Origin of the sequence: uncultured Acinetobacter sp. (assembly GCF_947624825.1) — a bacterium.
Lineage (GTDB): Bacteria > Pseudomonadota > Gammaproteobacteria > Pseudomonadales > Moraxellaceae > Acinetobacter.
In genome coordinates this window covers 1-22026 of sequence record NZ_CANQLZ010000007.1, presented here as the reverse complement: position 1 = coordinate 22026, position 22026 = coordinate 1, and the positions used below count along the sequence as shown (strand labels likewise).

The 22026-nt window shown below is 42.2% G+C and carries 18 protein-coding genes; 13 read left to right on the top strand and 5 right to left on the bottom strand.

Annotation, left to right across the window (positions count from 1 at the left end):
* Positions 1-124: 124 nt before the first annotated feature.
* From Q0017_RS02955 to Q0017_RS02940, 4 genes are all read left to right on the top strand, one after another.
* Positions 125-1681 (top strand): hypothetical protein, encoded by a 1557-nt coding sequence (locus Q0017_RS02955; RefSeq protein ID WP_298142454.1) that lies wholly within the window; start codon positions 125-127, stop codon positions 1679-1681.
* Between the two features lie 65 nt (positions 1682-1746).
* On the top strand, positions 1747-2844 hold the full coding sequence (locus tag Q0017_RS02950) for a hypothetical protein (RefSeq protein ID WP_298142451.1): 1098 nt from the start codon (positions 1747-1749) through the stop codon (positions 2842-2844).
* A 236-nt stretch (positions 2845-3080) separates the two neighbouring features.
* A complete protein-coding gene (locus Q0017_RS02945; protein ID WP_298142448.1) occupies positions 3081-4763 on the top strand; it encodes a hypothetical protein in 1683 nt (560 codons plus the stop codon).
* Positions 4764-4842: 79 nt separating this feature from the next.
* Positions 4843-5916, top strand: coding sequence for a patatin-like phospholipase family protein (locus Q0017_RS02940; RefSeq protein WP_298142445.1), 1074 nt, complete (start codon positions 4843-4845; stop codon positions 5914-5916).
* Here Q0017_RS02940 and Q0017_RS02935 read toward each other — a convergent pair.
* Positions 5911-6207: a hypothetical protein gene (locus Q0017_RS02935; protein ID WP_298142443.1), complete on the bottom strand. Its 297-nt coding sequence runs from the start codon at positions 6205-6207 to the stop codon at positions 5911-5913. The genes Q0017_RS02940 and Q0017_RS02935 overlap by 6 nt on opposite strands.
* A 162-nt stretch (positions 6208-6369) precedes the next feature.
* On the opposite strand from Q0017_RS02935, the gene hisIE reads away from it, so the two are divergent.
* The 9 genes from hisIE to Q0017_RS02890 all read left to right on the top strand — a co-directional run bounded on the left by hisIE (position 6370) and on the right by Q0017_RS02890 (position 16575).
* Positions 6370-7152 (top strand): bifunctional phosphoribosyl-AMP cyclohydrolase/phosphoribosyl-ATP diphosphatase HisIE, encoded by a 783-nt coding sequence (gene hisIE / locus Q0017_RS02930; protein ID WP_298142440.1) that lies wholly within the window; start codon positions 6370-6372, stop codon positions 7150-7152.
* 9 nt (positions 7153-7161) lie between these two features.
* A complete protein-coding gene (locus tag Q0017_RS02925; protein WP_298142438.1) occupies positions 7162-8646 on the top strand; it encodes an AAA family ATPase in 1485 nt (494 codons plus the stop codon).
* A 20-nt stretch (positions 8647-8666) separates the two neighbouring features.
* Positions 8667-10004 (top strand): AAA family ATPase, encoded by a 1338-nt coding sequence (locus tag Q0017_RS02920; RefSeq protein WP_298142435.1) that lies wholly within the window; start codon positions 8667-8669, stop codon positions 10002-10004.
* 341 nt (positions 10005-10345) lie between these two features.
* A complete protein-coding gene (locus Q0017_RS02915) occupies positions 10346-13186 on the top strand; it encodes a monovalent cation/H+ antiporter subunit A (protein WP_298142431.1) in 2841 nt (946 codons plus the stop codon).
* A gap of 1 nt (position 13187) precedes the next feature.
* Positions 13188-13553: a Na+/H+ antiporter subunit C gene (locus Q0017_RS02910; RefSeq protein ID WP_297426153.1), complete on the top strand. Its 366-nt coding sequence runs from the start codon at positions 13188-13190 to the stop codon at positions 13551-13553.
* Positions 13553-15364 carry a monovalent cation/H+ antiporter subunit D gene (locus Q0017_RS02905; RefSeq protein ID WP_298142429.1) on the top strand — a complete coding sequence of 604 codons (1812 nt, stop codon included), beginning with the start codon at positions 13553-13555 and terminating at the stop codon, positions 15362-15364. The genes Q0017_RS02910 and Q0017_RS02905 overlap by 1 nt, the downstream gene beginning before the upstream one ends.
* A complete protein-coding gene (locus tag Q0017_RS02900) occupies positions 15364-15882 on the top strand; it encodes a Na+/H+ antiporter subunit E (protein WP_298142427.1) in 519 nt (172 codons plus the stop codon). Before Q0017_RS02905 ends, Q0017_RS02900 begins: the two co-directional genes overlap by 1 nt.
* Positions 15879-16157 carry a monovalent cation/H+ antiporter subunit F gene (locus Q0017_RS02895; RefSeq protein ID WP_298142423.1) on the top strand — a complete coding sequence of 93 codons (279 nt, stop codon included), beginning with the start codon at positions 15879-15881 and terminating at the stop codon, positions 16155-16157. Before Q0017_RS02900 ends, Q0017_RS02895 begins: the two co-directional genes overlap by 4 nt.
* A 10-nt stretch (positions 16158-16167) precedes the next feature.
* Positions 16168-16575 carry a Na+/H+ antiporter subunit G gene (locus tag Q0017_RS02890; protein WP_298142420.1) on the top strand — a complete coding sequence of 136 codons (408 nt, stop codon included), beginning with the start codon at positions 16168-16170 and terminating at the stop codon, positions 16573-16575.
* Between the two features lie 40 nt (positions 16576-16615).
* On the opposite strand, the gene Q0017_RS02885 is transcribed toward Q0017_RS02890, so the two are convergent.
* From Q0017_RS02885 to rimP, 4 genes are read right to left on the bottom strand one after another with little or no spacing between them, the layout of a single operon-like run.
* Positions 16616-17020 (bottom strand): ribosome-binding factor A, encoded by a 405-nt coding sequence (locus Q0017_RS02885; RefSeq protein ID WP_298142417.1) that lies wholly within the window; start codon positions 17018-17020, stop codon positions 16616-16618.
* Entirely contained in the window at positions 17020-19698 is a 2679-nt protein-coding gene (infB, locus tag Q0017_RS02880) for a translation initiation factor IF-2 (protein ID WP_298142413.1), read from the bottom strand. Before infB ends, Q0017_RS02885 begins: the two co-directional genes overlap by 1 nt.
* Positions 19699-19706: 8 nt before the next feature.
* Complete coding sequence (gene nusA, locus Q0017_RS02875; RefSeq protein WP_298142410.1) at positions 19707-21191, bottom strand: transcription termination factor NusA; 1485 nt, start codon at positions 21189-21191, stop codon at positions 19707-19709.
* 29 nt (positions 21192-21220) lie between these two features.
* Positions 21221-21742, bottom strand: coding sequence for a ribosome maturation factor RimP (gene rimP / locus Q0017_RS02870; protein ID WP_298142407.1), 522 nt, complete (start codon positions 21740-21742; stop codon positions 21221-21223).
* Between the last annotated feature and the right edge of the window lie 284 nt (positions 21743-22026).

Here is a 22026-nt window from a genome sequence, read left to right as displayed (position 1 = left end):
AAAACTCGTAATTTTTGAAATTTTACCTATAATTCATTCTTAGTGTGACACATGTAATATTTTACTGTCTTTCTTTATAAAAAACCCGTTAAAAACTATTACTTTATTCAGGATCGGTCTACGTATGTTTAGCAAAACTTTAAAAATTTCTATGCTGAGCGCTGCAATCACAACCTTGGCTGCATGTGGCGGCGGTGGTGGTGGTAGTGATAGCGCTGCACCAGGGTATAAAGGCAACACAGTGAATGGTGTAGCTGTAGATTTTTACTTAAAAGATGCACTCATTAGCTTTAGTAACCCTAATTGTGCGCCTATAAGAACCAATGACCAAGGTCAGTTTAGCTTTACAACTACAGCCAATTGCCAAGATTCAGAGATGGTAATTAGCAGTGGTATAGATCTAGGTACAGGCTTACCATTTACGGGTCGATTACAATTAAAAAACACGAATTTCAATCAAGCCACTCAACTTGCAGTGACGCCATTAACCACACTAGAAAAACATTTAGTTGATGCAGGTCAACAAGCGCTATTGCCTCGCATTTTGCAAAATTTAGGCATGAGTGATGTACCTCAAGATCTAAGCAGCTTTAACCCTGTTACCGATGCCAATGCTCAAACTGCTGCCGCAGTATTTGCTTTACAACAGTTGGTCAACAAAATTGAAGATCATTTAGAAAGCCTGCAAACTAATGGCACATCAGCTTTTGCTGCTGATCAAGCCGCACAAATTGCGTTCTTAGCAGTCATTGACGTTGTAAAAGAGCAACCTTTATTTAACGATAGTGCAGTAAGTTTTGATGAAAACACCTTAGATGCTGTACTTATTGAAGCATTTAGCGTTGCTGAAAAACAACTCCAAGCTCAAGATCCAGATACAATGATTCCAGCGAGTTTGATCAGTGATATCGCCGCTGATTCTGTTAAATTATCAACATTATTAGATACCTTGGTTCAACAAGGCGGTGATGGAGAGCAATTACTGTCAGAACTGCAAAAACCAGAAAATCAAGCTGTTCTTGAAGAAATTTTACAACCACCTGCTGAGATTATTACTCAACCCATCTATGGCAATTTCTCTGTCGCCAATTACAGTGTCATGGATTTGAAAAATTCAAGCCAACTACAACCAATTGAACTTGATCTTAAAGAGATTGATACAGTACTTGAATTTAATTTTGGGATTCAAAATACCCAAAAAGCACTACAAGATAACTTCCGACTTGGTTTTAGCATTCAAGCACAAACCAATGATCGTACAGAAACACTAGATGTAATCTTAGATGAAGTGCAGGTCACTTTTGATAAGACCGGTCGTATTGAAACAGCAAGCATCAATAAAGATACTCTACTTACAGTAACATCGAGTTTAAATTTCCCAATACCAGGTACAAGTGCAAGCACTTCATATGCTTCGTTTGAGCTACCACGTGCTTTTAGCATAAGCAATAACCGGACTATTTCTTTAAGCCAACTGCTGAATAGCGATCAGCGTTTAAAATCTGCATACGATACCTATAAAGGTAACTTGGTATCCGGCAACAGCTTGCGCGCTAACATCTTCGTGGCACCAACGAACTATCAAATTGATGCCAATTTAGGTTTAGAAGTGTCCACTATGACCATTCGAGACATCAACTTCTCAGCGCCTAGTATAGCAGCTTACTTTAAACTGAAATAATTGAGACTTAAGGTCAGCACACGTGCTGACCTTTTTTTATCATTCTTAAATGTATGTATAACTCTATGAAATTAAAATATCTGATTATTAGTTTAGTTGGTCTAAGTGGCTACAGTGTTGCAGCACCAAACGACTTATTTTTACAAGCAGATGACTTTAAAGCACAAGATGCAGCGCTTAAGGTTACAGTTGCCATTGATGCTGTCAATGACACTATTGATGTGTTTGACATGCGCCAAAGTGAAGGCATCAGTGGTGATCGTGGCGACTATATTGGTGGCAATATTGCAGCTGAATATCAACTCAATCAGCAATGGAGCCTTGAAGGCCGCTACCACTATCGCGATATTGATTTAGCACCAGATACCAACACCATTCACACAGCGTTGCTAGGCGTACGCTATCAGCCGGAATTTTCATTCTTAAACAAGAACGATGCGCTTGCATTTCGTGCCAGTGTTTGGGGAAACACAAGTGATGAGCTCACAAAATCTACCCCAACACGGGTAAATCAAAATACCTTTGATCAAATTAGCGTTGAACAGCCTCAAGATCTACAAGTGCAATTTGATGCCATGTTTTCACGTAAAATTGACCACATGAATCAAATTAATGCGTTTGCAAGTTTAGGCTATAGCAAAGTAGAGATGGAAGGTCTTAACCTAACCACCCATTATCGCGATTGCCTGACCAATATTCAGATTAACAGTAACAACCAATATGTGGGTCAGCTACTAGAGCGTTGTAATATTGATGGCGTTATGGTCAATGATCTTGAAATTGTCGGTGATGCCAAAGACTACGGTTTAGAGGTAGATAAAGACCTCAACTACGACAGCTATTTTGCAAGTTTGGGTGGTTCATGGAATTGGCGCTATCAGAAATTTGAAAGCCAAGTGGCTTATCAATACCAACGTTTATGGCGCAAAGATATAGATGATCGCGTAACGCAATTTGGCAGTCGTGCAATTAAAGACAATCACAACTTAGGTTTAAAGCTCAGCTATGATCTAACGCCACGTATGAGCGCATTTGTACAAGGTGAAATTTACCAACATAACTTTGTCGGTAATATTCCATTTTTATACAATGGCGTGACAGCCTCACGCTTAGATCGCCGTTATGGCTTGGCATCATTAGGGCTGAAACTACATAGCTTTTAAGTGCCTCACAAAGTAAAGGACGTTTAAATTGGATTTTAATCGTCCTTTTTTTGTGACTCAATTCACGTTAAACTTAAAATAAATAACATTGATTAAACAAAACTTTATAAAAATAAAACACCTTAAAATGCAATAGACTTATTTAAAGCAAAAAAAAATGGACTTAAAATTTGCTTTTTTTTGTATGTTTTTTTGATATAACTACAAAAAACATAGCGACAATTAAGGATATAATAATGTTAAAAACGCGTTTTTATAGCTCAATATTAGCAGTTTCTATTGCAGCTGCCTTAGCGGCATGTGGCGGTGGGGGTGGAAGTAGTGGTGGTGGCAATAACCCTGTCATTGAAAAAAATGGTCGTGCCGTAGATGGCCCTTTAGCAGGTTCTTTGGTTGTTTTTGAAGACTGCCAAAATCAAACTACACAAACCGACGCACAAGGCTACTTTAAGTTTCCAGAAAACTGTGTTGCAAGTAGCATTCAGATTTCAGGTGGTCTAGACACAGCCACTAACTTGGCTTTTAGTTCTACTTTAAAAGCACCAAAATCAGATTCTAATGATGTTATTGTGTCACCTATCACGACCCTCATTCAAACTCAAGTGGAAGCAGGTCAAAGTGTCACTGAAGCAACTGCTCAGATTGCACGTGTATTGGGTTTACAAGGCACAAATCTATTGACTGCCGATCCTATGGACAGCCAAGATTTGTACACCAAGACAGTGGTGGTACAACAATTGGTTGAACAAATTAAATCGAGTATTGCACCACTTGGCGCATCGTTATCAGAAGAAGCTTTTACATCTGCAACATTTGCAGCTTTAAGTCAGGCACTCACAGCAGATACTTCGATTAGTTCTTTACAAGACCCAGCCATTATTCAAGCCACCATTAGCCAAACTTTAACTGCAATTGAAGACAGCTTAGCACCTGAATACCAAGGTAAGCTTGATGAGGTGAGTGCAAACTTAGCTGCACTTGCCACCCCTGCAATTATTGCCAACGTACAAAGTGTACAAGAGACTTTAGAAAGTTTACCAAGCAGTACCTTTAACGCAGGCGTAGATGCAATTCAACAATCGACCGCGGCAGATATGCAAACAGCCAAAGAGTCTATTGTGACCCATAAATTAGTCAGCACTTTAAGCGAAGCACTGACACTCCCTGCTGAAGAAGCCAGCAGTATTCTTGCAAATGTAGGCAGTGCAGCTGCTTCATCCAGCCAAGAAAACCTGACAGATTCTTTAACACAATTGGCTGAAATTGATAGTTCTATTAATGTAGAAGCCTTAGAAGAAAGTTTAACGGCAGAGTTTTATGCCGATTATATTAAGTTGGCTAGCTTTAGTATTTTAAATACAAGCTACACTTATCAAGAATTTAATGATTCTTTACAAAACCCAATCGCTTTATCTGAACTCAATGGTTTACTGCTTGGTGTTGAAAGCTATGGCAAATTAACTGATCAAGCCTTAGAGTTCTCTGCTGGTCTGAGTCTTAATACGCTGAGCAACAAACAAGTCACGATTAGCATTGATCGTTTAAATTTAACATTTAATACCACTGGTGGCCTACAAGCAGCACAATTACCAAGTGGTGCTAAACTCAATTTAAGCTCAACATTAAACTCAGTACCTAATGCTGATATCACCTTAGGCACATCCATTGATGTGTTAGAAAATGGAAAAGTGGCGTTAAATGGTGATGTATTGGCTCAAATTGCACCACAGTTTGCCAATTTGGCCAAGTTGCCATTAAAGGGTGAAACAGTGCTGTTAACAGCTGTACTACAACCCAAAAACAACCAATACGTTGCCCATACCAATGCTCAGCAAAAACCTGTGTTAAGCAACAAGTATCAAATTAATACACAAAGCTTTGGCTCTGGTGTCAGCGCGAAGTTTAAGATCGCGCCATAACACACCTTGCCTTAAATAACCAGATCAACAGGCTTATGCTAAGCTTGTTGGTCTTTTTTATTGTATTCGCTTTTTGATCATGCACCATATTTTAAAAAAATCTGCATACCCATTAACCTTAAAAGCCGGTCACATTGCCAAAGCGCATATTCTACAACAGGGCTTATCTGCCCAAGACGTTGATACTCTTCCCGGTGCGGCAGGTGGTCCTAAAGGTATTGGTATTTTGGGTTTAGACCAAGCTATTTTTAATGAGTTTTTACCAAAAGCACCTAAGCGGCGTACTTTAATTGGCTCCTCCATTGGAGCTTGGCGTTTTGCCAGTATTACAGCTTGGGGCGCCACACTAGGTTTAAGCCGTTTAGCTGATCTATATACCCACTTATATTTTGATCAACATATGAAGATGCAAGACATTGCAGCAATTTGTCAAAATATGTTGTTTGAATTGGTGCAAGGTCGTGAACGACACATGATTGAACATCCCGATTATCACCTGACGGTTATTTCAGTTAAAGCGCGGCATATGTTTAAAAGTGATCGTGCTGTGCCTTTACTGGCATCCATTGCCGGCATTGTGGGCTGCAATGCCCTATCGCGTAAACATAATCGCTTTTTTATGCAACGCGTGATTAGTCAGCCCAAGCAAGGGCAACAATTCCAAGTCAGTGATGATTTTGTTACCCATTATCATGCTCTTGAGCAAGACAATATCTTACCTTGGCTGATGGCTTCTGCCTCGATTCCGGGAGTCATGCATGCGGTGAAAAACATTCCCCATGCTCAAGGCAGTTATCGTGACGGCGGTTTAATTGACTACCATATTGATTTACCGTTTAGCAGCCAAGGCATTGTGTTATATCCACATTTTACCGACTCTATTACACCCGGATGGTTTGACAAAAGCCTTAAACGCCGCGCCAATCCTCATTATCAAGCACGAACCTTGTTAATCTCACCCTCAGCTGAATACTTAGCCAACCTCCCTTTAGGTCGTTTGCCCGATCGTAAAGACTTTGCCTTAAAAGGTTTAGATCAGGCAACCCGAATTAAATATTGGCAACAAAGCGTGAGTGAAAGTCAGCGTTTAGGCGATGCCTTTTTAGAGTTAGTTCTCAAGCAAAATTTTGCTGAGCATCTACAAGATTTATAAAGCTTGCTGTGCTGCTTTGCGTTGTAAAAATTCTTTTTCGCGTGCCAGTGCATCTGAGTGGTCAAAATTTTTTAAGGTCTCGCTGTGGCTGGCTTGAATGGTTTGCCATTCTTTTTGGCTTAAACGTCGATCTTGGTCAGCATTTTTAATCAATTGCAAGGTCTGTTGATCTCGATTGATCATCGCCATTTTATAAATACGCGCAAGCTCGCGCTGTACCTGTAGATTTTTGCCTAAATCTTGTTGCTGCCATGTCCAATAAGCTCCCCCACTGAGCAATACCACCAGCACACATCCAAACCCTATATATTTCAAACTCTCCCCCTTTACGACATACAATGTCGTGATCTATGATTTTTTTAAACGATGCCGTGCCAAAACCTAGCGGTTTTAGGCTAATATGACGGATGCAAAATTCTGCACTTTTCTTTTTTAAACCTTTAGGTGAATCCAATGAACAATCTGCAATGGCTCGATGAAGTAAAATTTAACGAACACGGTCTTGTACCTGCTATTGCACAGCATCATCAAACTGGACGTGTGATGATGGTGGCTTGGATGAACCGTGACGCTTTAGCATTAACGGCTGAGAAAAACCAAGCGGTATATTTTTCACGTTCGCGTCAAAAATTATGGCATAAAGGTGAAGAGTCAGGTCATTTTCAAACCGTACATGAAATCCGTTTAGACTGTGATGCCGATGTAATTGTGTTACAAATTGAGCAACACGGCGGGATTGCTTGCCATACCGGTCGTGAATCTTGTTTTTATCGCAAACTCACCGCAAATGGTTGGGAAATTGTCGACGCGCAACTTAAAGATCCAAACGCGATCTATGGCGAAAAATCAAGCAACCCACATAGCCTTGCTATGAACGCTTCAAAGGCTCAAGCTGAGCAAGTCGAAGTGTTGTCATATTTAGGTCAAATGATGGCAGAGCGTAAAGCTGCCGACCCTGATTCATCTTATGTAGCCAAGCTTTATCATAAAGGTTTAAACAAAATCTTAGAAAAAGTCGGTGAAGAAAGCGTTGAAGCGATTATTGCAGCTAAAGACTTTAAAGCAGATGCCACTGAAGACAATAAAAACGATTTAATTTATGAAGTGGCTGATCTTTGGTTCCATACTATTGTGATGCTAGGTTACTTTGATCTTGATGTGCAACTTGTACTCAATGAATTGGCACGTCGTCAAGGTTTATCAGGTTTGGTTGAAAAAGCCAATCGAGACCACTAAATTTTGTCTGTGTCTGCACATCAGCCCACCCCCGAACAAGCGGTTGCGATTGAAAAAGCCTGCCAAGGCAACTCTTTAAAAGTTGTGGCTTATGCCGGCACAGGTAAAACCACAACCTTACAAATGATGAGTGCTGCCATGCCCAAACGGCGTGGTATGTACTTGGCATTTAATAAAGCCATTGCCACCGAAGCACAAAGCAAATTTGGTAGCAATGTGGATTGTCGTACCTTTCACTCGCTTGCTTATCGCAATGTGGCACGCGGCATTACCGACAAACTGCGTTTACCGCGGTTAAGTCCAAGCTTTTTAGCCAAAGAGTATCACTTAACCCCCATTACCTTACGCCGCCTCATGGGTGGACGTTATGAAAAATACGTGCTCATGCCCTCGCGCTTGGCAAGCTTAGTGGCAGATGCCGTTGGCTTTTTTTGCTCTACTAGCTCGCAATATCCTGCACCCAGACATTTACAAGCCCCAAGTTGGCTCCATCCCGATGATATCGAAAGCTTACAACAGCATTTGTATCCTGCGCTTGAACGACGTTGGTTAGAGTCGATTGATCCTAACCATCAGGCGGGTATTGGGCATGACATTTATTTAAAACTGTGGGCACTGTCTGAACCCAATATTCCTGCCGACTATATTTTATTTGATGAAGCCCAAGATGCCGACCCTTTAATGCTCGGGATTTTGCTACGTCAACAACGCTCACAAGTGATTTATGTTGGCGATGCACATCAGCAAATTTATGCATGGCGTGGTGCCATTAATGCCATGCAAAAACTGCCTTTGCCTGAATCACGTTTGACCACATCGTTTCGTTTTGGTCCCGACATTGCAGCCAATGCCAACGCTATTTTAAGTGCTTTAAATGAAACCGTACCTTTACTGGGTTACCAAGCGCTTGATTCAAAATTAATTCGTACACAAGATCATCGTGCGCGTGATGCGATTTTGTGCCGCACCAATGCCCGCGCCATGGAATTGTTACTGGCAGGTTTAGTCAAAGGCGATAAAGTCAGTCTGCAAGCTGACCATGTTAAATTGGCGCGCTTTGTTGATGCAGCGAGTATGCTTAAACAAGGGCGTCGTCCTCATGATGTGCCTGAACTGGCTTGGTTTAATTCATGGCATGACGTGCATGAATATTGTGAAACCAATGAAGGCAGTGACATTAAGCCTTTGGTTAAATTGGTGGATGATCACGGTACCGATGCACTTAAACGCGCTTTAGTCAAAATCACCCCGATTGCCCAAGCCGACTATATTATTTCTACAGCACATAAAGCTAAAGGCTTAGAATGGAATCGGGTACAGATTGAAGATGACTACCAATTTAAGCTTAATCAAAAAGATTATAAAATAAGTGATGAAGAGTTACGTTTACTGTATGTTGCCTGTACTCGTGCTAAAGTTAGTCTAAATATTCACCACATTTATGACTTGATGCAATTACTCAACAAGAAGATGCCGGCATCAATGCGTAGATAAATACATCATTTAGGTGCTCAATGAAGCTCTCTACGTTTATCTTAAAAAATACTGGTCCATTTGCCACACTCAATTTAAATATTAAAAAAGACTGCTTAGTCACTGTGATTGCCGGTGAGCAAGGTTCAGGCAAAACTACTCTTTTAAAACATCTGTATCACAGCCTAACTTGGTTTCAAGGACGCTCACGCGATGTACGTAGCGCAGGTGTGGTGATGAATGAGCAAGATATTTACCATTTGGCTCAAATCTCACAACTACACATTCGCGTGCAAATCAATGAGGCACTACAGCAATTTACACAACAGCCAGATTCTGAGGCTGTGCCTTGTGTATATAGTTGGCAATTACAAAAATCTAAAAATAGTAAATCGGCCATTAATACAGCCGAAACTGTAGCTTTAGATCATTTAGTCAAACTGTATCAACAAGCCAATCATCACGACCCTGATTATGGTTTCCCTTTGCTGGCTTATTATCCAACAGAGCGTTTTATTCACGAGGTCAATTTATTAAGTAAAAACAATCCATTGGTTTTACAAGCGCAGTATGCTTATGATTTGGTGAGTATTCCTTACACCACGTTTAGTCGTTTTTTTGAATGGCTGCGTGAAATTCATGATATTGAAAATGCCCAAGCTGCTGCGTATTTGGCCGGTTTACAACAGCTTGAGCTGACCGACGTGCAACAGCACTTAAACACTCAACCACCACGTCCTCATCTAACAGCGCTCAAAACTGCGCTACAAATAGTATTGCCTGAAATTGAAGATTTGTTTTTAGACTATCAACCCAAGATTCAGCTTAAAGTCAAAATCAATGGTGAAGTCATGCTATATCAACAATTGGGCAGCAGTTTTAAAATTTGGATTGCTTTAGTGGGTGATATAGTACGCCGTTTATGTGTATTAAATCCCACTCAGCTACAACCGTGTTGCGTTGGGGATGGTATTTTACTGATTGATCAAATTGAACAACAGCTCGATGAGCCACATATCAGTACATTATTGCCACGTCTGCAACAGGCTTTTCCAAAGCTACAGATGATTGTGACCACATCTAATCCTGAATTACTTAATCTGCAACCTGAATATCAATGCTTAAAATTCTATGATGAAAAATTACAGCCCTTAATTACGCAAAGTATGATTTTTGATGAAAATTACCGTAATTTATACACCCCATCCCTTGAGATTACAGAAACTACACCTGTTGAAGCGCTCACCCTGCCTGAACAGCGTTATGACGAGTTACTCACCCAGATTCAGCAACAATTGAATTTAGAACAACAACAGCAATTCATTTTGGATTTACAAAATTTACATGCCCAACAGTTACACAGTAAAACGCTTGAATAAGCTTTGTAATATAAGCTGTGCTTAGTTAAGCAACACAGCATGATGCTGCTTTGAGTACGATTTAAATACGTTAAACTCAGCAGATTTTATGTTTTGATGGTCTCTGCACAAAAGTGTTTGAAGTTGTGTTGTTCGTGTAATAAGATCAAATAAAATCAACACTTTTATAGTAAAATCCGATTTTACTGTCGTTTTTTTCATCAAGTTGTGCAACACAACTTGTTAGTGACACCTGTAAACACCTTTGGTTTTCAAACTTGAGCCTTTTTTGGATCATTCTTTGTGGTCCTGTAAGTTTGAAAAAATAAGATTCACCCTTAGGTTTTTAACCTATCACGACAATGGATATCAGTGTGCTACCGATTATTATCTTATTACCGCTAGTACTAGGCACCACCCTTGTCTCGTGGCTGAAGCAATTTTCGCGCGGGGTAACAGCTTTAGCGGCTATTGGCATCAGTTTAAGCAGTTTAGTTTTACTGCTTTTACATGCCCCTGATGTATTCAATGGTCAGGTTATTCAACAAACATGGCGTTGGCTACCTGAATTGGGCTTAAATTTAAGCTTTAGGCTTGACGCTTTGGGTTTGCTCTTTGCGCTGCTCATTAGTGGGATTGGCACATTAATTTTTATTTATGCCTATTACTATTTGGGCCCCAAAAACTCGCTCAGTAAGCTGTATATGCTTTTAATGTTGTTTATGGCAGCAATGCTTGGGATTGCGCTGTCCAACAACTTGATTTTACTGCTGACGTTTTGGGAGTTGACCAGTATTTCATCATTTTTATTGGTGGGTTATTGGAGCAATTACGATGCTGCACAACGCGGCTCACGCATGGCTCTCACCATTACCGGTATGGGCGGTCTTGGCATGCTCGGTGGTTTTATTTTATTAGGACAAATCACCGGCACCTATGAAATTGATCAGATTTTAACAATGACGGATCAAATCCAAAGTCATGCTTTATTTGTGCCTATGTTGTTATTGGTATTGTTGGGTGCTTTTACCAAAAGTGCACAATTTCCTTTTCACTTTTGGCTGCCCAATGCCATGGCTGCGCCAACACCGGTGTCGGCTTACTTGCATTCTGCCACCATGGTCAAAGCCGGTATTTTCTTAGTGGCGCGTTTATTGCCAATTTTTGCCGGCGCTGCGTTATTTCATAACATTGTGACCTTTGTAGGTTTGTTGACCTTATGTATGGCTGCATTTTTTGCCATTTTCAAGGAAGATTTAAAAGGCTTATTGGCTTATTCCACCATCAGTCATTTAGGCTTAATTATGTGTTTATTGGGCATTGGATCATCGCTTGCGGTGGCCGCTGCCATGTTCCACATTATTAACCATGCCACGTTTAAAGCGGCACTGTTTATGATTGCCGGCATTATTGACCATGAATCAGGCACCCGTGATTTACGTAAGTTATCGGGTCTATGGCAACTGTTGCCATTTACCGCCACACTGACCATGATTACTGCCGCATCTATGGCGGGTGTACCACTGACCAATGGCTTTTTATCTAAAGAGATGTTCTTCACCGAATTATTGGCGAACTTAACTGGCCCAATCATGATTGCTTCGGCAGTGGTGGCAACTTTAGCCGGTATTTTTGCCGTGGCCTATTCAACACGTTTGGTGCATGGGGTATTTTTTGATGGTCCTCTGGGTAAAAACGTACCCAATAAAGACGCGCATGAACCACCTTTTGGTATGCGTGCACCTGCCACGTTGCTTGCTATTTTATGTATTTTAGTCGGAATTTTACCAAGTTTATTGCTTGAACATATCGTCAATGCCACGACCCGCGCCAGTACGCAAAACTTCGCTTTTGAAGGCACTCACCTTGCTATTTGGCATGGGATTAATGCACCGCTATTGATGAGTGTGATTGCCCTAGTGGGTGGTTTACTGTTTTATTTTGCTTTGGCAAAAGGTGGACGTTTGCGTGACATCGACCTTGATCCTTACTTAGGTAAACTGCAAGGCAAGTTACTCTTTGAAGATGCGCTTAAACATTTATTACAATGGGCACGTAAGCTTAAAGTCCATACTGAAACAGGTTCACTACAAAGCTATTTATTTTACATTATTGTGTTTACCTTGGTGTTGGTGGCCATGCCACTGTTGTTCCAAGGTTTAACCACAGGCACGCGTATCTTAACTCCGGCACCTATTTTAGCCATTGTGTTGTGGCTGTTATTGTTCTCAGCTTGCTGGATGATGTTGTGGTTCCACCATGAACGTATCAAAGCTGTGTTGATTAGTGGTGCCGTGGGCTTAGTGGTCACCATGATGTTTGTAGCATTGTCGGCACCCGATTTGGCTTTAACCCAAATTACGGTAGATGTAGTCACCACGGTGTTGTTGCTGATGAGCTTGTCTTTATTGCCGCAACTTACGCCTTATGAATCAAGTCGTTCACGTCGTTGGCGTGATGCTTTAATTGCCATTGGTGGCGGTTTGTCGATTGGTTGGATTGCTTGGCTGATTATGACCCGGGATCACAACTCGATTTCGTGGTTCTTTATGCAGCAATCTATTCCACTGGGTGGCGGTACCAACGTGGTGAACGTAATTTTAGTAGATTTCCGTGGCTTTGATACCTTTGGTGAAATCACCGTTCTTGGCATCGCGGCAATTGGCGCGTTATGCATGATGGATGGTATGCGTGCGCATGGTACCACCATTACCCAAGGCTTAACTTATCGCTTTAACCCATCACCTTTAATGCTACGCATGACCGCCTCATGGATTTTACCGCTGGCTTTAGTGGTCAGCGTGTATATCTTCTTACGTGGTCATAACTTACCAGGTGGTGGCTTTATTGCAGGTTTAGTCACGGCTATGGCATTGGTCATTCAATATATTGCTTTAGGTCAAGATCGCACTGAACAAATGCTAAAAGCTAAGTCTGGACGCTTATATGAAATTTGGATTGGCGCAGGTTTAGTCATCGCAGGCCTATCTGGAATTGGGGCGTGGTTTTGGGGTCGTCCGTTCTTAACCAGTGCACATATTTATGTATCGCCTCCTGTGTTGGGCGAGATGCATTTGGCTTCAGCAGCACTGTTTGATTTAGGGGTGTATATCACGGTGGTAGGTGCAAGTATGTTACTGATCTCGGTGCTGGGCGACTCACGTCATTCAAGCATGTCAGGTCCAGTACCAAAGGGGAAATAAGATGATCAGCTTAGAATTTTTATTGGCCTCTGCCATTGGTTTATTAATCGCCACAGGCATTTATTTGGTGCTACGTGCGCGTACTTTTCCGGTGGTATTGGGCTTGGCCATGATTGGTTATGCGGTCAATATTTTCTTGTTTACCATGGGACGCGTGCAGATTAATTCACCTGCCGTCCTCACCAATACCACACAAGCCACCGACCCACTACCACAAGCATTGGTACTTACTGCTATTGTGATTGGTTTTGCCACCACCGCCTTTATTGTGCAATTGGCACTACGCAGCCGCTTTGAATCAGGGACAGATCACGTTGACTCTAAAGAAGATCTACCTGCCATTGACCCACGCGAGGATGAGCCCTAATGACTGATCTTCTGCATTTTTGGCAGCAACACGCACCTATTTTTAGTATTTTAATTCCAGCTTTAACTGCTTTCATTTTGCTGTTATTGGGCAATCCGGGTTCGGGTTCATTGGCCTATGATTGGCGTCAACCATGGCGTCGTGGTATTAGCTATATTTCTGCAACATTAGGTTTAGCCACAGCCCTTTGCTATTTAAGTTATGCCAGTAGTGGGCAAATTATCATTTATAACTTAAGTGAATGGGCTGCACCTTTTGGCATTATTTTAGTGCTTGATCAGCTTTCGGCCTTAATGTTGGTGCTGACCTATACCCTTGCTGTTCCAATTTTATGGTACGCCAGCCGACAATGGGATGAACGCGGTCGTTATTTCCATGCCATGCTGCACTTTCTGATTATGGGTCTGTGCGGAGCATTTTTAACGGGCGATTTATTTAACCTATTTGTGTTTTTTGAAATCTTGCTGATGGCATCTTATGTATTGCTATTACATGGTCAGGGCAAGGTGCGTTTTCAGCTAGGCATTCATTATGTCACCATTAATTTATTAGCATCTGCGCTATTTTTAATTGGTTTGGGCATGATTTATGGCAGCGTTGGTAGTTTAAATATGACCGACGTGGCACGTTTAATGCCGCTGCTTGAACCTGCTGAGCATCGCTTGGCGGTGGCTGGTGGTCTCATGCTATTTGTGGTGTTTGGGATTAAAGCTGCCATGTTACCCGTAGGTTTTTGGCTACCAAAAACTTACGCTGTGGCAGCCACACCCGTTGCTGCATTCTTTACCATTATGACCAAGGTCGGGATTTATGCCATCTTACGGATTAATGGGACAGTCTTTGATGACCCCTTAAGCCATAGCATTTTGGCGCCATGGTTACTCACGATTGGTCTGATCACGTCACTGTATGGTGCCATTGCAGCATTGGGTGCTGAGCGCTTACGCCGTTTTGTTGGCTTTATGATTTTGTCTTCTGTGGGCACAATTTTAGTGGCAATTGCCATGCTAAACCCACAAGCATGGGCCGGTGCATTGTATTACATGTTACACAGTACCTTGATTGCAGCTGCACTGTATTTAATGGGCGGTTGGATCACCTCACAACGGGGTGAGTTTAAAGACCACCTCAAAGTTGCCCCACAGATCAAACAACAAAAAATTGCTTCAATCACCTTTTTTATCATTGCTTTAATGATGGCAGGTTTGCCGCCTTTTAGTGGCTTTTTAGGTAAAGTATTTATTTTACAAGCCACAGCAGGACATGCTTATCAAGCTTGGATTATTGCCACTTTACTGTTGGTGAGCTTACTGAGCATTATTGGCTTTACCCGCGTTGGTTTTATTCTGTTTTGGCGTGCCACAAAACCTGAAGACGATGTCACCAGCGACGCCTATCTTGCTTATCAAGTGCTACCTGCAAAGGCACCGCCACGCAATGACACAGCCATTTATATACTGTTAGCCCTACTAATAGGCTATGTGCTATTGACCAGTCCCATTCAGCGTTATATGCACAGCACAGCCGTGCAAATTCAACATAATGAATTGTATGAAGCCACCATTTTAAAACATGATGCTGACAACCAAGCCATTAGCGTGCAGCCCTATGATCCAGAAAATCTTCCACAAACCAAATATGGTGGTGAAAGCATTGATCCAAACGCGCACCTTATTCCATATGTGATATCTGAAAACACCTTACAAGGTGAGCATATTTCAGATTTTAAACAGCGCCAAATCCTCAAACAGCAACAACAATTGAGTGATCCTAGCGGTGATAAACTACAACCCGTACAGGAGGGCTACTAATGCAATACAGCTTTTTCCAACGCTGGCTGCCGCATCCTTTTGTTTCGGTATTGGTTGGTGTCAGTTGGATCATGTTAGCGCAGAGTTTGGAAGCGGGTACTTTGGTCATGGCCTTAATTCTTGCCATTGCCATCCCACGCTTAATTCGGCCTTTTGTAGAGCGCACCCCCGACATTCATTGGCTACCGTCTTTTAAACTATTTTTAGTGGTGCTGTGGGACATTGTGATTTCTAATTTGCGCGTGGCTAAATTGGTGTTAGGTCCTACCGACAAATTGCAACCTAAATGGTTTCGTGTACCACTAGAAACCAAACATGAGCAAGTCAATACCTTATTAGCGATGATCATTACCACCACGCCGGGTACGGTCACAGCGGGTATTGACCAAGATCGTGGTGATATTTTGGTACATGCTTTAAGTACAGACGATGTAGATGAAGAAATTCGTCTCATCAAAGCACGCTATGAAAAACCACTCATGGAAATTTTTGACGTACAGACAGGAGATGTTGCATGAACACCATTTTGCCTTATGCACTGGGCATTAGCTTGCTTGCCATTACCCTGTCGATGCTGATGTGCTTGTATCGCCTTGTGATTGGTCCATCAATTGTAGATCGCTTATTAGCACTTGATACCTTATTTTTAAATGCAACAGGCTTAGTCATTGTACTCGGGATTTATTGGGCAAGCACTTCACTGTTTGAAGGTGCCTTGTTGGTGGCGATGCTAGGCTTTGTCTCCACTGCTGCCTTAGCACGTTACTTTACCACCGGTCACGTGATCGACTAGGAGCGACTGTATGTCTTTAGTTTTAGAAATATTGGTGTCGATTTTTTTGGTCATGGGTGGTTTATTTATGTTGGTTGGCGGCATTGGCATGGTGCGTCTGCCCGATTTATTTATGCGCCTCCATGCCCCAACTAAATCAAGCACTTTAGGTTTAGGTGGCTTTTTAATGGCCGCTATTATTTTTTCAGCAGCACATGGCCGTTTTGGCTTTGCCGAAATCTTAATTACCTTGTTTGCCTTTATTACCGCGCCGGTATCGGCCAACTTAATGGCACAGGCTGCCCTACACTTACGTTTACGCTCGATGAGTGGCGATGTACCTGAGAGTTTAGAGCGACCATTACCGTGGCAAAAACATCGTCGTAGTTTTAAACGCTATCAAAAGCAAGTCAAACACGACAATAATGACATTGCCTAAATCAAAAAAGCCACCCGAAGGTGGCTTTTTTTATGACAACTTATTCGTCGTCTTTCTTGTCATCGGCTGTAGGTAAATCCTTCACAGCTTCTGCAATCAGACCAAACATATAGTTACCATACGCATTGGTTTTGTCATAGTGGAAACGCAAACGTGGCGTAATACGTGTCTTAATACGACGGCTCAGTTCATGGCGCAAGAAACCAGAGGCTTTGTTTAACACCTCTAAAGTTTCTTTATTTGCCGTTTCACTTTGCTCATCGCCAAGCTCACGACCCATCACGGTCACATACACTTCAGCATAACCTAAGTCTGGGCTAACTTTGACCGCAGAGATGGTCACAAGACCACCTAAACGCGGATCTTTTAGCTCCTGACGGATCAGTTCAGACAACTCGCGCTGTACTGTGTCCGCCATACGCTTCAGACGTTGACTACCGGCCATTAAAGACTCCGTTTAATCAATTGTACGTCGTATACTTCGATCTTATCCAATGCCTTAATGTCTTTGTAGCCTTTAACTGCAAGACCACATTCCATACCGGCACGAACTTCTTCAACCACTTCTTTATAACGACGAAGCGATTCAAGTTCACCTTGGAATACCACCACGTCATCACGTAATACGCGAATTGGTTTGTTACGATGTAATACGCCTTCAAGAACCATACAGCCTGCAGCTGCACCAAATTTGCTTGAGTGGAATACTTCACGTACTTGCGCCACACCAAGAATGGTTTCACGGTGTTCAGGAGCAAGCTTACCGCTCATCGCAGCTTTCACATCATCAATCAATTGATAGATGATTGAGTAGTAACGAATGTCAATGCTATCTGCATCTGCTTTTTGACGCGCAGTTGCATCGGCACGTACGTTAAAGCCAAGTAATACTGCTTCAGAAGATTCAGCAAGTGTTACGTCAGATTCAGTGATTGCACCAACACCTGAACCAATAATACGTACTTTCACTTCGTCTGTTGCAAGATCAGCAAGTGCAACGTGTAGCGCTTCTAAGGTACCACGTACGTCAGTTTTCAATACAACGTTCACGATAGGCACATCTTTTTTGCCCATAGACGCCATAATGTTTTCAAGACGCATTGCAGATTGACGCTCAAGACGTTTTTGACGTTCACGATCCATACGGGCATCGGCAACTTCACGCGCTTTTTTCTCATCGCTTACAACAAGAACTTCGTCACCCGCCATTGGCGCTTCAGGAAGACCTAAGATTTCAACAGGAATCGAAGGACCTGCAGATTGAATACGTTTACCGTTTTCATCTGTCATTGCACGAACGCGGCCGTAAGATGCACCTGCAAGAACAAGGTCACCTACTTTTAATGTACCGTTTTGAACAAGAATAGACGTTACCGCACCACGGCTGTTGTCTACACGTGCTTCAATCACTACACCTTGAGCCGCACCTTCTTCAGACGCTTTCAATTCAAGCAATTCAGCTTGAAGTGAAATCAAATCAAGAAGTTCATCAATACCTTGACCAGAATGCGCAGAAACCATCGCTACTGGTACGTCACCGCCCCATTGCTCAGGCACGATTTCTTTCACAGTCAATTCGTTTAATACGCGATCTGGATCAGCAGATTCTTTATCCATTTTGTTGATTGCAACAATGATCGGCGTACCCGCAGCACGCGCATGATCAATTGCTTCTGCAGTTTGTGGCATTACACCATCATCTGCTGCAACAACTAAAACAACGATATCAGTCGCTTTGGCACCACGTGAACGCATAGCAGTAAATGCTGCGTGTCCCGGAGTATCAAGGAATGTGATCATACCTTTATCAGTGGTTACATGGTAAGCACCGATATGCTGGGTAATACCACCTGCCTCGCCTTGTGCCACTTTCGCACGACGAATACGGTCAAGAAGCGATGTTTTACCATGGTCAACGTGACCCATGATAGTCACAACAGGCGCACGCGTTGATTGAACACCACGCGCTTCTTCTGCTGCTTCTAGTAAGTTATCTTCAGCTTGTGTATCTGATACAAGAACTGGGTTATGGCCCATTTCTTCTACGATTAACGCTGCAATTTCTTGATCAATGGCTTGGTTTTGAGTCACAAGCTCACCCATTTTCATGAGTGATTTGATCACTTCACGCACCTTGATTGCCATCTTAACTGCAAGATCAGCAACAATGATGGTTGAACCAATTTCAACATCATAAACTTGTTTTTTAACAGGTTTTTCAAAGCCATGTTTGTTTGAAGAGCTAGTTTTTAAACCGCGTTTAGGCTGTTTGCTAAAGCTTTGCTCTTCTTGACCACGACGACCACCTTTTTTAGGTGCACGTGCAGTTGGCGTATTGGTACCACGTTTGATTTCGCGGTCTTCTTTGTTAAATGAATCTTCGTATGCTTGACCTACAAGGCCTGCAGCAAGTGGAGAATCATCTACAACACGAATCGTTGGCGCATTGTCTTCAGCTGAATACTTAGACGCCATTTGACGCATTTGCTCAAGCGTACGTTGTTGCGCTTCTTCTGCTGCGCGACGACGTGCTGCTTCTTCCACTGCTTTTAATTTAGCAGCTTCAGCTTCACGCGCACGTTTTTGCTCAGGTGTTTCAATCGCTTTAATTTGCGATTTAACCACTGGCTTATTCGTCGATTTGCGTTTTACCACAACCGCAGCTTTAGACACTTCTTGCTTTTCACTGCTTTGTTTTGCAGCGGCACGCATGGCTTCTAAAGCTTTGTTTGCATTGTTTACGCCAGATACTGGAGCATCAGATTGAGCTTTAGCTTTGTCAGCTTCAGCTTTAGCCAATGCTTCTGCTTTGATCTGCTCTGGATCTGGTTTAACAAAAGTATGTTTTTTGCGAACTTCTACGTTAATAGTTTTCGCCTTACCTGAGGTACTTGCTACCTTAGCGGTGCTGGTTGTTTTACGTTTCAACGTGATTTGTCCTGCTTGACCCACGTCTTGACCATGAATTTTCTTCAAATGGTTCACGAGGGTATCTTGTTGTTCTGTGGAAATAATATCTTCAGGCTGACGTTGCGGTAAGCCTGCATCACGAACTTGCTCTAAAAGTGTTTCAACCGAGCGATTAACGCTCACTGCCAAATCTTTAATCGACTTGTCCGCCATATTACCTCCTAGTTAAACCATGATTCGCGCGCTTTCATAATGAGTTGACCCGCTTTCTCAGCACCTAAAGCTTCGATATCTGCGATATCATCCGTAGCTTGGTCTGCCAAATCATCGACAGTCACCACGCCACGAGCAGCAAGCGCGTAGGCAATCTCTTGTGTCATTCCTTCCATTGCTAGAAGTTCAGCACTTGGATCTTGGATATTTTCCTGTTGTTTCAATGCGTCAGCTAAAGCAATTTCTTTAGCACGACCTTGTAACATTTCTACTGTTTCAGCATCTAATTCGATTTCATCGAATGTTTCAGCCGGAACATATGCAATTTCTTCTAACGAAGTGAAGCCCATTTCCACTAAAGCCATTGCTAAGTCTTCAGCAATATCAAGACGCGACACAAACATGTCTAAATATTGTTGTGCTTCATTTTGTTGACGTGCTTGGTATTCTGATTCAAGCATCATGTCGAGTTTAAAGCCAGTTAATTCTGACGCTAAACGGACGTTTTGACCTTGTGAACCGATGGCACGTGCAAGTTGATCACTGGTTGCAAAGATGATATCTGCAGTGCGTGCATCTTCATCAATCACAATGCTTGATACATCAGCAGGCTCTAAAGCACTTGCGATATATTGCGCTGGATCATCTGACCATACCACAACATCAATACGCTCACCATTTAATTCAGATTGTACCGCTTGGATACGTGTACCACGCATACCAATACAAGCACCCACTGGATCAATACGATGATCGTTAGTTTTCACTGCAATTTTAGCACGAACACCCGGTTGACGTGCAGCTGCTTTAATTTCAATGATTTCTTCAGAAATTTCTGGAATTTCCTTTTTCATCAAAGCAATCAGCATGTCAGGTTTAGCGCGTGACAATTGTAATTGTGCACCACGACCTTCACGGTTAACATTAAACAAAATTGCATTAACACGTTGTTTAGGACGCAAAATTTCTTTTGCAATCATTTCTTCACGTGCTAAATATGCTTCTGCATTTTCGCCAAGATCAATGATAAAGCCATCTTTAGTTTGCTTTTTCACTTCGCCGTAAATCAGCTCACCAACTTTAGATTCATAAGCATCAGCAATTAAAGCACGCTCTGCTTCACGAATCTTTTGTACAATCACTTGCTTTGCAATTTGTGCTGCAATACGACCAAAATCAATCGATTCAACTTCAAGCTCGCGAATGTCACCCAATGACCATTGTGCTGGATCAACATCAGAAATCGCATCTTGACACGCTGGCATTTCATGATCTTCATCAGCCACAACTTCCCATTGACGGAAAGTACGGTAGTCACCTGTTTTACGATCGATTTCTACACGTAATTGTGCTTCTTCCGAGTGTGTGCCTTCGTAAAATTTCTTTTTCGTTGCTGCAACTAACGCTTGTTCAAGCGCTTCAAAGATTGCTTCACGAGGTACACCTTTTTCGTTACTAACCGTTTCTACTACGGTAAGAATTTCACGTGCCATAAGTCACCTATTCTCTGATTCTTTTTCAATTAGTCTTGGTAAACTAAATTTGCTTTATCAATGTTGTGACTGTCGATTTCCAACACTTGTTGTTTTTCAACTTCCACTTGAATCATTTCGCTTTCAAGATCAACTGAAACAAGTTTCGCCTGAAATTTACGACGGTTGTCTACAGCACTAATCAGGCGCAATGCAACTTGCTGACCTACATAAGCCGGCATCTGGTGTAATTGGAAAAATGGACGATCCCAACCCGGAGATGATACTTCAAGTGAATATTCGCCAGAGATTGGGTCATGTACGTCGAGCATTGCGCCAACTTGTTGTGTTACGCGAACACAATCTTGTACGCCAATACCGCGACCTTGCTCTTCTTCACCATCTTCATTTAAGACTGGCGTGGTTTGATCAATATCTTTATCAATATAAATGCGTAATAAAGAACGTTTTCCTTGCGGCAAAAATTCAATGCCCCAAAGGTCAACACCACAAGCTTGCACAGCAGGAGCGATTAGGTCTTGGAGTGCTTGAGTTTTATTTGATAGCTTCATTTACTCTCGTCAATTTTGTGCGATTCAATGGTCAGAACGACCATAAGATTGGACAGGACTATAATAGTAGTGAAACATGACTATTTGACCAATTGATGTCGGCACTACACGATAGCCAATAAAAAAGGGCGTTAATCGCCCTCATTATTACACAGAAAAACAAATGTCCACTGTGCAAAAAGGCCCACCTTGTTGTGAGCCTTTAGAAAACTTGGTAGCGGGAGCTGGATTTGAACCAACGACCTTCGGGTTATGAGCCCGACGAGCTACCAGACTGCTCCATC